Origin of the sequence: Kocuria sp. LHG3120, from assembly GCF_049897445.1 — a bacterium.
Taxonomy (GTDB): Bacteria; Actinomycetota; Actinomycetes; order Actinomycetales; family Micrococcaceae; genus Kocuria; species Kocuria rosea.
This window is the reverse complement of the sequence record NZ_JAFCWG010000003.1, coordinates 330006-342077: the sequence shown is the minus strand read 5'-3', so window position 1 is coordinate 342077 and position 12072 is coordinate 330006. Positions and strand designations below refer to the sequence as shown.

Below are 12072 nucleotides of genomic sequence, written 5' to 3'. Positions count from 1 at the left end.
GGGCCGTTTCGCCCCGGTCAAAGCCCGCTCACACGGAGCCGGGGCCCCGGTGAGGGAAGCGAAAAGCGACCGGAACGGCGGGGCAACGGCGGGGCAATCCCGTCTCCCTAGAGTCGGAGCAACGCCCCAGCCGCCCGCCAGCTCCCGGAGGTTCCCGTGCCGCGCTCCCCCTTCTCCCCGCAGTCCCCCCAGCACGTCGTCGTGGTCGGCGGCGGCCCCGCCGCCCACCGCTTCGCGGAGGCGGTGCTGTCCGCGGAGGACCACCACGTGCGCCTCACCGTGTTCGCCGACGAGCCGTGGGTCCCCTACGACCGCGTCCAGCTGTCCAAGGCGCTGACGGGCCCCGCGGGCGCGGTCGACCTCACCCTGGGCGGGGGCACGGTGTGGCAGGACCCGCGGGTGGACCTGCGGCAGGGCGTGAAGGCCCGGGAGATCGATCCCGCGGCCCGCACGGTCGCCGCGGCGGACGGGACGGTGACCGGCTACGACGAGCTCGTCCTCGCCACCGGCTCCGACGCCGCGCGCCTGGACGTCCCCGGCGCCCACCACGCCTTCGTCTACCGCACCCTCGACGACGTCGCGGCCATCCGCGCCGAGGTCGAGCGGCTGCGCGCCCGCTACGGGCGCGCCCCGCGCGGCGTGGTCATCGGCGGTGGTCTGCTGGGTCTCGAGGCCGCGGGCGGGCTCCAGGAGCTCGGCGCGGAGGCCACGGTGGTGCACTCCCGCAAGTGGCTGATGAACGCGCAGCTCGACGAGGGCGCCGGCCGCTCCCTCAACGCCCTCATCACCGCGCGCGGCGTGCGCCTGCACCTGGGCGAGCGCCCCTCCGGCGTGGGGCTGCGCAAGTCCGACGGCGAGGTGTGCGCCGTCGAGTTCCGGGACTCCGCCGACCTCGAGGCTGACCTGGTCATCGTGGCCACCGGCATCCGGGCGCGGGACCGGCTGGCCTTCAACGCGGGCGTCGCGACGGCCCCGCGCGGCGGCGTGGTCATCGACGAGGCCTGCCGCACCTCCGCGGAGCACGTGTGGGCGATCGGCGAGGTCGCCTCCTGGAACGGGGAGTGCCTGGGGCTCGTGGCCCCCGCGAACACCATGGCGGAGATCGTCGCCGACCGGCTGGCCGGCGGGCGCTCCACGTTCGACGGCTTCGACACCGCGACCAAGCTCAAGCTCTCCGGCGTGGACGTGGCGTCCTTCGGCGACGCCTACGGCGAGACCGAGGACTGCCTCGAGGTCGTCTACGCGGACCCCGCCCGCGGGATGTACCAGAAGGTCGTGGTCACCCAGGACGCGCGGACCCTGCTGGGCGGGGTGTTCGTGGGGGACGCCGAGCCGTACAACGCCCTGCGCCCGCTGCTGGGCCGGGAGCTGCCCGGCGAGCCCGGCGCCTACCTCTCCGCCTCCGGCGTGGACGCCCCGGCCGGGGACCTGCCCGACGACGCCGTGATCTGCTCCTGCAACAACGTCACCACCGGGGCCGTGCGGGAGCAGATCTCCTGCGGCGTGCACGAGATCGGCGAGCTCAAGAAGTGCTCCCGGGCCGGCACGCAGTGCGGGTCCTGCGTCCCGATGCTCAAGAAGACCCTGGACCTGGAGCTGGCGAAGGCCGGCGTGGAGGTCTCCAGGGCGCTGTGCGAGCACTTCGAGCTCTCCCGCGCCGAGCTCTTCGAGGCCGTGCGCGCCCTGGACCTGTCTTCCTGGGACGAGGTGGTCGCCCGCTTCGGCACCGGCCTGGGCTGCGACATCTGCAAGCCCGTGGTCGCCTCCGTGCTCGCCTCCCAGCGGGACGAGTACGTGCTCGACTCCGGCCGGGGCGCCCTGCAGGACACCAACGACCGGGCGCTGGCCAACATGCAGAAGGACGGCACGTACTCCGTGGTCCCGCGCGTGCCGGCCGGGGAGATCACCCCGGAGAAGCTCATCGTGCTCGGCGAGGTGGCCCGCCGGTACGGGCTCTACACCAAGATCACCGGGGCCCTGCGCGTGGACATGTTCGGGGCCCGGCTCGAGCAGCTGCCGGAGATCTGGCGGGAGCTCGTGGACGCCGGCTTCGAGTCCGGGCAGGCCTACGGCAAGGCACTGCGCAACGTGAAGTCCTGCGTGGGCTCCACGTGGTGCCGCTACGGGGTGCAGGACTCCGTGGGCATGGCCGTGCGGCTGGAGCTGCGCTACCGGGGGCTGCGCTCCCCCCACAAGTTCAAGATGGGCGTCTCGGGCTGCGCCCGCGAGTGCGCCGAGGCCCGCGGCAAGGACGTGGGCATCATCTCCACGACCGACGGCTGGAACCTCTACACCGGCGGCAACGGCGGCGCGAACCCCGCCCACGCCCAGCTGCTGGCCCAGGGCCTGGACGACGAGACCCTGGTCCGGTACATCGACCGGTACCTCATGTACTACATCCGCACCGCGGACCGGATGCAGCGCACGGCCCGGTGGCAGGAGGAGCTCGACGGCGGGATCGACCACGCGCGCGCCGTCGTCGTCGAGGACTCCCTGGGCATCGGCGAGGAGCTCGAGGCCGCGATGGCCCAGCACGTGGACCGCTACGAGGACGAGTGGGCCGCCACGCTGAAGGACCCCGAGCGGCTGCGCCGCTTCCGCTCCTTCGTCAACGACGCCGCCCCGGACGACTCCCAGGACTACGTGCTCGAGCGCGGTCAGCGCCGCCCCGCGACCGACGCCGAGCGCGCCGCCGCCGAGGCCGGCGACGGCCCCGTGCTGCTGACCGGTCCGCGCATCCCGGTGCGCGAGGGCGCCGCGACCCCCGGAATCTGACGCGGCCCCGGACCGCCGACGGGATGCGCCCGGCTCGAGCTCCCGGTCGGGACCGGACCGGAGGGGCCCGCGGCGCCTGAGGTCACGTCAGGTGGAGCCGGCGGTGCCGGTCGAGCACGGTACGGCGGCCGGCGTCCCCGACGGCGTCGAGGACCCGCTCCAACGGCCCCCGGCTCAGCGCCCGGCGCCAGCCGACGGCCAGCAGGACCGCCGCCCCCAGGTGGGCGACGGACCAGAGGACGGGGAGGTCGTACCGGACCTCGACGGACAGCGCCACCAGGTGGGCGGTGTACACGCTCAGGCCCATCGCCCCCACGGCCGACAGCCGCAGCAGCCACGCCCCGGACCTGCGGGAGACCAGCAGACAGCCCCCCAGCACCAGCAGTGCCACACCCAGGCCGGCGGCGATCGCCCACACCCCGTCGACGGGCCACGGGTCCGGGCCCCGCACCAGCACCTCGGCCAGCTCGTCCGCGCCCGTCCCGCCGGTCGTCGGCACCCGGCCGTGACCGCCGACGACGTACGGTCCGAAGGGGTCGGCGGTCCGGGCGAGGACGACCAGGCCCACCCCCACCGCCAGGAGACGGACCTGGATCCCCGTGTCGCGCAGGTTGATCCGCCCCACCCCCAGCCCGGCCAGCAGACAGCTCAGGTACGGCAGGGCCGGGTAGGTTCCGGTCACCAGCAGCCGGGAGACCGTCCCGCCCGGCTCCGCCGGCACGTCGGCGAACGCGGGGTGGGCGGAGGCGGGTGCCGGCAGGACGTCCGTCACGCCCTGCACCAGCAGCGGGCCCACCATCCAGAGCACCGCCGCGCAGACGAACAGCGCCGTCGCGGACAGGCGCAGGAACGGGATGGCCAGCACGAAGAGCACCCCGCAGCAGACCAGGAGGTTGTCGGCCGGGGCGTTCCCGGGCATCAGCGCCCCGAGCCCCAGCCCCACCGCGGCGATCAGCACCGCCCGCACGGCCAGCCCCACCCGATCGGCGACCAGCCATCTGCCCCGGTGCGGGAACCGTCCCCCGGACCCGAGCGCCAGTCCCACCCCGGCCAGCAGGATGAACAGTGCCGCCGAGGCCTCCGAGAGGAGGAGGTGCGGCCAGGCCGGTGCCTGGGTCGGGGCGTGGTGGCCGGGCAGGACCTGCACCGCCATCAGCCCGATCAGCGCCAGCCCGCGGGCCGCGTCGAGGCCCGCCCACCACGCCGGGGACCTGCGGGCCCCGCCCGTGGCCGCGGCCGGGGCGAAACGCTCCGTTCCGGACGTCCACCTCATGACTCCCCCGTCCTCGCGGGCCCGCCCCGGCACTGCCAGGGTCCGAGCCGCATCCGAGGTCCCGGCACTCCGGGACCTTTCCGGACCCAGGATCTCTGCCGCACGTGGCGCTCCCGTTGCGCACACCTCACGATTCCGTGAAGTCTGCAGGCCCCACCGTGCACGTCAGCGGGACGTCCGGCACGCCGCGGTTCCCCGCACCGCGTCCGTGGGGCAGGCGGTGCGGAATCGGAAACCTGGGGTAACACCGTGGTCACAGGACCGACCTACGCTCGGGGCATGACCGCCGCACCCCCCGCCCCCGCACCCGGTGGCTCCGGCGCGCCCGGCGCGCTCGGGGAACTGACCGGGTTCCGCGTCGGCGTGACGGCCCACCGCCGCGCCACGGACTTCATCGCCGCCCTGGAGCGCCGCGGCGCGCAGGTGGTGCACGCGCCCGCCCTGATGATCTCCCCCGTGGCCGAGGACACCCGGGTGGTCGAGGACACGCGCACGCTGCTCGCCCACCGGCCCGGGATCATCGTGGTGACCACCGCCTACGGGCTGCGCCGGTGGTTCGAGGCCGCGGACGCCGCGGGTCTCGGGGAGGACCTGCGGGACGCCTTCCGGGCCGCCCGGGTGCTCACCCGCGGGGCGAAGGCCCGGGGCCAGGTGCTCTCCCTGGAGCTCGAGGACGCGGAGGTCTCCGAGGACGAGCGGACCTCGTCGGTGGTCGACCGGCTCCTGGCCGACGGTGTGGCCGGCGCCCGCGTGGCCGTCCAGCTGCACGGGCTGACGGACCAGGTCCAGCTGGAGCGGCTCGTGGCCGCCGGGGCGCAGGTGGACACGGTCTCCCCCTACCGGTGGCTCTCCGCCGACGACGGCGAGCGCCTGCCCGGCCTGATCCGCGACGTGTGCGAGCGCCGCCTGGACGTGCTCACCTTCACCGCCGCTCCGGCCGTGGACTCCCTGTTCAGCACGGCCCAGGAGATGGGCCGCTTCGAGGACCTCGTGGACGCCCTGCGCACGGACGTCACGGCCGCCGCGGTGGGACCCGTGTGCGCCGGGCCCCTGCTGGAGGTCGGGGTGGAGCCGCTCGTGCCGGAGCGCTACCGGCTGGGGGCCCTGGTCCGGGCGGTGTGCACCCACACGGTCGAGGAGCGCACCCTGGTGGTGCCCACCCGGCACGGGACGCTGCGGCTGATGAGCACCGGCGCGGCCCTGGAGGGCGTGTTCGTCCCGCTCTCCGACGCCCAGGTCGCGGTGCTGCGGGCGCTCGCGGCGCACCCCGGGGCGGTGGTGTCCCGGGGGCAGCTGCTGTCCGCGGTGCCGGGCCTGGAGACAGAGCACGCCCTGGAGATGGTGATCTCCCGGCTGCGCCGGATCCTGCCCGCTCCCCTGGTCGTCACCGTGATCAAGCGCGGCTACCGGCTGGACCCCTGAGCCACGGCCCGGCGGACCGGCCGGACCACCGCGTTCATCGCCCGCTCCAGCGGGCCCCGCCCGAAGGCCCGCTGCCAGGCGAGGGCGAACAGCACGGAGAGCACCAGGCTCGCGATCAGCCAGAGCTGGGGCGCGGTGTGGAAGAGCTCGAAGGACAGGAACACGAGGTGCGCCGTGTACAGGGTGAGGCTCATCGCGCCCACGGCCGTCACGGGCAGCAGCCAGGCGCTGTGCCGACGGGCGAGCAGCAGGCAGGTCCCGACGACGGCCAGGCTCACCCCGAGGCTCCACGCCACGGAGAACGGGGTGTTGACGTCCGGGGTGGTGAGCACGAGCCACCACGGGGAGGTCGTCGGCAGCGTGTCCTCGGGGCCGTAGGTCAGCAGGCTCTCGAGCTGCGCCACGGTGAGGTCCGGGTCGCTGAACAGCAGCCTCGTGTAGACGTCCCCGGCGTAGAGCAGCTGCCGCGAGACCAGCTTCGCGGTCACCGCCAGGACCGTGCCCACCACGACCAGCCGGACCTGGACGTCGCGGCGGCGGAGGTTGAGCCGGCCGATGGCCAGGCCCGCCAGCAGGTAGGCCAGGTACGGCAGGGCGGGGTAGGTCCCCGTCAGGAGCAGCTGCCCGAGCACCGCGAGCGGCTCGGTGACCAGGGTGACGAAGGTCGGGTTGTAGGAGGAGAAGCCCGGCAGCACGTCCCCGGCGAGGTGGAGCAGCAGCGGGCCGGCCACCAGGGCTGCGCCCGCGCCGATGAACAGGGCCCGCGGACCGAGCCCCAGGAAGGGCAGGGCGAGCAGGAAGTACGCGGCGAAGTAGATCAGGATGTTGTAGGCCGGGGGCTCCGGCGGCATGAGGTGGCCGATGACCAGCCCGAGGACCAGCAGCAGCAGCGCGCGCACCGCGATGCCGGCACGGGCGGCCGTCATCGCGCGGCCTCGGAGCGGGCGGCGCCCGCCGGAGGTGAGCGCCAGCCCCGTGCCGGCCAGCAGGGCGAACAGGGCCGGGGAGTCGCCGGGGAACAGGATCCACGTCACCGTGGGCCGGCCCGTGGCGGCGTAGGACACGGGCAGGATGTGCACGCACATGATGGCCACGAGCGCCAGCCCGCGGGCGGCGTCGAGGCCTGGGAGGCGCCTCGAGGACCGCGGTGCGGTGCCGCGGGACGCGGCCGCCGCGGGCCGGTGCTCGGTGGGGCGCTCCCTCATGGGTGGTCGTCCTGTTCGTCGGTGCAGGCCCGCGCGGGCGGGCGGCGGGCGCGACCATCTTCGCACCCCGGGGCACCCCGACCAATCGTGACGGGCCGGTGGCGCTGTCCACCCTTGTGCGAGAGCACACGCCGGTGCGGTGGCCCTCTCGCGGCGCGGGGCCCGCTCACACCGCGGCGGCGTGCTCCTCGACGAGCCGGCGCACCGTGTCCGCGCAGCCCCCGCAGCCGGTCGAGGCGCGGGTGGCGCAGCTGACCTCCTCGAAGGTGGCGGCGCCCTGTCCCACAGCGTCGATGATCCGGCCCATCGTGACGCCGGCGCAGTGGCAGACCGTGGACTCGGGCGTCAGCCGGGTCTCCTGCTGCGTCCCGGCGTCCGGGCCGTCGAGGCGCAGCAGGACGCCGGGGTCCTCGGGCACGGGCTCGCCGCGGTCGTGGAGGAGCCCGATCTCGGCGGCGGCGCGGGGCAGGCCGAGCACGATGTAGCCCTCGAGCGTGCGGTCGGGGCGCAGCACGAGCTGGGCGTAGCTGCCGGCCGAGCCGTCCGCCCACTGCACCACGGTCCCGCCGTCCGGGCGGGGCTCCCAGGGCAGGCCCCCGACCGTCCCGGCGCAGGCGAGCTCCACCTGGTGGGCCTTGAGCCGCACCGCGCCGGCGGGACCGGTGGTGAGAGGGGCGAGCACGGCCGTCCCGCCCTCGGCCACGGCGTCCAGCTCGGCGCGGATCCGGGCGGCCAGCCACTCGGCCTGCCGCCAGCCGGGACCGATCAGGCCGGACGGGCCCATGCCGTCCCGGCCGGGGCAGACCCGGCAGGACGGGTCCCTGCACAGGATCTCGGCGCAGTCCCCCACCGCGAAGACCCGCTGCTCCACGTCGGCCTCGAGCTCGTGGTTGACCACGATCCCGCGGGCCGTGCGCAGCCCGGCGCCCTCGGCGAGCTCCGTGCGCGCCGTGACGCCGATCGACAGCAGCAGCAGCTCGCCCGGCAGGGTCCGGCCGTCCTCGAGCACGAGCCCCCGGAAGGACCGGTCCTCGTCGAGGCAGACCTCGCGCGCCTGGGCGCCGGAGACCACCTCCACGCCGGCCTCGGCGAGCGCGCGGCCCAGCAGCGCGCCGCCGGGGGCGTCGAGGGAGCGGGTCAGCACCCACGCCGCGTGGTGGACCACGGTGACCGGGCACCCGGCCTCGCGCGCCGCGAGCGCGGCCTCGAGCCCGAGCACGCCGCCGCCCAGGACCACCACGCGGCCCCGCCGTTCGACGACGGCGCGCACGGCCCGGGCGTCGCACAGGTCGCGCAGCGCCGTGACCCCGGCGGGCAGGTGCTCGTAGGCGCCGGGGTCCGGGTTGATCCCGCGCAGCACGGGCAGGTTCGGGCGGGCCCCGGTGGCCAGGACCAGGCGGTCGTAGCCGAGCTCCCGGGTCTCCCCCGTCGGCCCGTCGGTGAGCCGCAGGACCCGCCGGGAGCGGTCGATCCGGGTGACCTGCGTGCCGAGCAGGACGTCGATCCCGGAGCGGGCCAGGAGCTCGGGGGCGGCCAGGGCCATCGTGGCGCGCTCCGCACGGCCCATGGCGTGCTCGCCCACGAGCACCCGGTTGTAGGCGGGGTCGGTCTCCCCGCCGATCACGGTGAGGCGGATCGTGCCCGCGGCGGCGAGGTCGGCGACGTCGTCGACGAAGCGGGCGGCCACGGGGCCGAAGCCGATGACGACGACGTGCTCGCCGGGCCGCATCGGGGTGCCGTGGGCACGGGTGGGGCGGTGCACGGTCATCGGGTCGTCTCCTCGGCGTCGATCGCCCGGACGGTCACGGAGCCGGCCTTGAACTCGGGCATGGCCGAGACCGGGTCCACGGCCGTCGAGGAGACGAGCCGGTTGGCGGTCTGGGTCCCGGCGTAGTGGAAGGGCAGGAACACCGTGTCCGGGCGGATGTCGGTGCTCAGCTCGGCGCGGGCCACGGCCCGGCCGCGGGCGCTGGTCAGCTCCACCGCCGCGCCGTCGCGGATCCCGTGGGCGGCGGCGGTCGCGGGATGGATCTGCATCATCGACTCGGGCCGGGCCGCGTGCAGCGAGGGCACGCGGCGGGTCTGGTTGCCGGACTGGTAGTGCTCCAGCCAGCGGCCGGTGGTCAGCGTGAGGGTCCCCGCGGTGTGCAGCGGCTCCCGCCGGTGCCCGCGCGGGCTGGTGTCCACGGCCCGGCCGGCGGCGCGCGGGCGGACCGGGACGAGCACGGCCCGTCCGTCCGGGTGGCCGAAGCGGTCGAGGAAGACCCGCGGCGTGCCCGCGGACGCCCCGGCGGGGTGCGGCCACCAGCAGGCCTCGCCCGCGTCCAGGGCGGCCCAGCCGATCCCCGAGTAGTCGGCCTTCCCGCCGGCCGAGGCCCGGCGCAGCTCCTCGAACACCTCCTCCGGGTCGGGGCTGAACGTGCCGGGGGCCTCGAGCCGCCGGGCGAGCTCGGCCATGATCCACAGCTCGTCCCGCGCCCCGGGCGGCGGGTCGAGCGCGCGGCGGCGGCGCAGCACCCGGCCCTCGAGGTTCGTCATGGTGCCCTCCTCCTCGGCCCACTGCAGCACCGGCAGGACGAGGTCGGCGAACTCGGCGGTCTCGGAGAAGAAGAAGTCGCAGACCACCAGGAAGTCCAGGGCCTGCAGCCCGCGGACCACGGCGTCGGTGTCCGGGGCGCCGATCACCACGTTGGAGCCGTTGACCCACAGGCAGCGGACGCCGCCGGTGGTGCCGAGGGTGGTCAGCATCTCCGCGGCCGGGATCCCGGGGCCGGGCAGCCCGGCGGGGTCCACGCCCCACACCCCGGCCACGTGCGCGCGGGCGGCGGGGTCCGAGATGCTGCGGTAGCCGGGCAGCTGGTCGGCCTTCTGGCCGTGCTCCCGGCCGCCCTGCCCGTTGCCCTGCCCGGTGAGGGTGCCCCAGCCGGAGCCCTCGCGCCCGGGCAGGCCGAGGAGCAGGGCCAGGTTGATCGCGGCGGTCGCGGTGTCGGTGCCGTCGACGTGCTGCTCCACCCCGCGCCCGGTCAGCACGTAGGTCCCCTTCCGTGCCCGGGCCAGCAGGCGGGCGGCCCGGCGGATCCGCTCCGCCGGGACGCCGGTGACCTGCTCGACCCGCTCGGGCCACCACGCGCTGACGCTCGTCGTGAAGGCCTCCGAGCCGGTGGTGCGCCGCTCGAGGTACTCCCGGTCGGCGAGGCCCTCGTGCAGGACCACGTGGGCCAGCCCCAGCAGCAGCACGAGGTCGGAGCCGGGGGTGGGCTGCAGGTGCAGTCCGCCGTCGTCGTCGGTCATCCGGGCCGTGGCGGAACGGCGGGGGTCGACGACGACGAGGCCCCCGTGCTGGCGGGCGTGCTGCAGGTGCTGGACGAACGGGGGCATGGTCTCGGCGGGGTTCGTGCCCAGCAGCAGGACGGTGTGGGCGTCGTCGAGGTCGGTCACGGGGAACGGCAGGCCCCGGTCCATCCCCAGCGACCGGTTGGCGGCGGCCGCGGCGGAGGACATGCAGAACCGGCCGTTGTAGTCGATCCGCGAGGTCCGCAGGGCCACCCGCGCGAACTTCCCCAGCTGGTAGGCCTTCTCGTTGGTCAGCGACCCGCCGCCGAAGATCCCCACCCCGTCCCGGCCGTGCCGCTCCTGGGCGGCCCGGAGCTCCGCGGCCATCCGGTCCAGGGCCGCGGCCCAGGACACCTCCTGGAAGACGCCGTCCGCCCCGCGCAGCAGCGGTGCGGTGAGCCGTGCGGGGTCGGCGAGTAGCTCCGCCGACGTCCAGCCCTTCCGGCACATCCCGCCCCGGTTGGTGGGGAACTGCCGGGCGGCGACCTCCGGGTAGCCCTGCGCCGCGGCGGCCGCCGAACCGGTGTCCAGGGTCATGGCGCACTGGAGGGCGCAGTACGGGCAGTGGGTGGCCGTGGTGCTCATGCGGGCGGTTCCTCCTGGGGTCGGCGGGACGGGGCGGGGCTGCGGGCTCAGATGTGGCTGTCGCCCATCTCCGTGCCCCGGCGGAGGTAGCAGCACCAGGTGACCGCGAGCGCCACCACGTAGAAGGCCACGAAGCCGTAGAACGCCGCGCTGTAGGCCCCGGTGGTGCTGTTCGAGAGGTTCAGCGCCTGCGGGATCAGGAAGCCGCCGTACGCGCCGACCGCACCGATCAGCCCGAGGGCGGCCGAGGCCTTGCGCTCGGTGGAGACCGCCGCGTCCTGCTGCTGCCGCAGTCCCAGCACCCGGTAGATCGAGGGGATCATCCGGTAGGTGGAGCCGTTGCCCATGCCCGCCGCGGTGAACAGCAGCAGGAACAGGCCGAGGAACAGCCAGAAGTTGGCCAGCGGCAGGGTGAGCACCACGGCGAGCGCGAGCAGCGCCATCACGGCGAACACGGCGACCGTCATGGGGGCGCCGCCGAAGCGGTCCGCGAGCCGGCCGCCGTAGGGGCGGGAGACCGAGCCGACCAGGGGGCCGAGGAACGCCAGGGACAGCGCCGCGGCGCCCACGCCGAAGGACGAGAACTCCGGGAAGGTGTCGGCGATCAGCTTGGGGAACACGCTGGAGAAGCCGATGAAGGAGCCGAAGGTGCCCACGTAGAGGAAGGACATGATCCAGAAGTGCGGCTCCCGGACCGTGGCCAGGGACCCCGCCACGTCCCCCCTGGCGTGGGAGAGGTTGTGCATGTGCTTGCGGGCGCCCCACGCCGCGAGCAGGATGAACGGCACCCAGATCCACCCGGCGAGCGGGAGGTCCAGCGCCCCGGCCGCGAGGACGGTGACCGCGATGGGGACGAGCAGCTGGGCCACGGCCGTGCCGAGGTTGCCGCCGGCGGCGTTGAGCCCCAGCGCCCACCCCTTCTCCCGCACGGGGTAGAAGTAGGTGATGTTGGCCATCGAGGAGGCGAAGTTGCCGCCGCCGAAGCCGGCCGTGGCCGCCAGGAGCAGCATGACCGCGAACGGCGTCTCCGGGTTGCCGACAGCCAGGGCCAGGCCCACCGTGGGGACCAGCAGCAGCAGGGCCGAGACGATGGTCCAGTTCCGGCCGCCGAACCGGCCCACCATGAACGTGTAGGGGATGCGCAGCGTGGCGCCCACCAGGGACGGGATGGAGATCAGCCAGAAGATCTGGGAGTCGCTGAAGGCGAAGCCCGCCGCCGGCAGGTAGATCACCGTGATGGCCCACAGCTGCCAGACGGCGAAGCCGAGGAACTCCGCGAAGATGGACCATTTGAGATTGGTGCGCGCGATCGGCCGGCCGGCGGACTCCCAGAACTCGGGGTCCTCGGGGCGGTAGCCGTCCAGCCAGCGGCCGGGCCGCTCGCGCAGGGCGAGCGGCGGGGGCGCCGGGGTGCCGGTTGCCGTGGTGGCCGGGTCGGGATGCAGTTCTGAGCTCACGGGTGACCTCCTGGGCGAGCGG

At 75.2% G+C, this 12072-nt stretch carries 7 protein-coding genes; 2 read left to right on the top strand and 5 right to left on the bottom strand.

The genetic code is table 11. The features are described from left to right. Positions 1–156 precede the first annotated feature (156 nt). Positions 157–2775, top strand: coding sequence for a nitrite reductase large subunit NirB (nirB, locus tag ACP7CD_RS08455; protein WP_426119972.1), 2619 nt, complete (start codon positions 157–159; stop codon positions 2773–2775). An 82-nt stretch (positions 2776–2857) separates the two neighbouring features. Here the strand turns inward: nirB and ACP7CD_RS08450 are convergent, their stop codons facing one another. Then, complete coding sequence (locus ACP7CD_RS08450) at positions 2858–4048, bottom strand: heparan-alpha-glucosaminide N-acetyltransferase domain-containing protein (RefSeq protein WP_426119970.1); 1191 nt, start codon at positions 4046–4048, stop codon at positions 2858–2860. A gap of 279 nt (positions 4049–4327) precedes the next feature. Between ACP7CD_RS08450 and ACP7CD_RS08445 the strand changes: the two genes are divergently transcribed. Then, on the top strand, positions 4328–5470 hold the full coding sequence (locus ACP7CD_RS08445; RefSeq protein ID WP_426119968.1) for a uroporphyrinogen-III synthase: 1143 nt from the start codon (positions 4328–4330) through the stop codon (positions 5468–5470). Here ACP7CD_RS08445 and ACP7CD_RS08440 read toward each other — a convergent pair. The 4 genes from ACP7CD_RS08440 to ACP7CD_RS08425 form a co-directional block, all read right to left on the bottom strand. Next, positions 5452–6675, bottom strand: coding sequence for a heparan-alpha-glucosaminide N-acetyltransferase domain-containing protein (locus ACP7CD_RS08440; RefSeq protein WP_426119966.1), 1224 nt, complete (start codon positions 6673–6675; stop codon positions 5452–5454). The genes ACP7CD_RS08445 and ACP7CD_RS08440 overlap by 19 nt on opposite strands. Before the next feature lie 166 nt (positions 6676–6841). Beyond that, on the bottom strand, positions 6842–8443 hold the full coding sequence (locus tag ACP7CD_RS08435) for an FAD-dependent oxidoreductase (protein ID WP_426119964.1): 1602 nt from the start codon (positions 8441–8443) through the stop codon (positions 6842–6844). Next, positions 8440–10593: a molybdopterin oxidoreductase family protein gene (locus ACP7CD_RS08430; RefSeq protein ID WP_426119962.1), complete on the bottom strand. Its 2154-nt coding sequence runs from the start codon at positions 10591–10593 to the stop codon at positions 8440–8442. Before ACP7CD_RS08430 ends, ACP7CD_RS08435 begins: the two co-directional genes overlap by 4 nt. A 47-nt stretch (positions 10594–10640) precedes the next feature. After that, the gene (locus ACP7CD_RS08425) at positions 10641–12050 is read right to left on the bottom strand and encodes an MFS transporter (protein ID WP_426119960.1); all 1410 of its coding nucleotides are present in this window, start codon (positions 12048–12050) and stop codon (positions 10641–10643) included. Positions 12051–12072: the final 22 nt, after the last annotated feature.

Bases quoted from the DNA above. Each gene is read 5' to 3' on its own strand.
- ACP7CD_RS08430 (WP_426119962.1), bottom strand. From the start codon at position 10,593: ATGAGCACCACGGCCACCCACTGCCCGTACTGCGCCCTCCAGTGCGCC.
- ACP7CD_RS08440 (WP_426119966.1), bottom strand. From the start codon at position 6,675: ATGAGGGAGCGCCCCACCGAGCACCGGCCCGCGGCGGCCGCGTCCCGC.
- ACP7CD_RS08435 (WP_426119964.1), bottom strand. From the start codon at position 8,443: ATGACCGTGCACCGCCCCACCCGTGCCCACGGCACCCCGATGCGGCCC.
- ACP7CD_RS08450 (WP_426119970.1), bottom strand. From the start codon at position 4,048: ATGAGGTGGACGTCCGGAACGGAGCGTTTCGCCCCGGCCGCGGCCACG.
- ACP7CD_RS08445 (WP_426119968.1), top strand. From the start codon at position 4,328: ATGACCGCCGCACCCCCCGCCCCCGCACCCGGTGGCTCCGGCGCGCCC.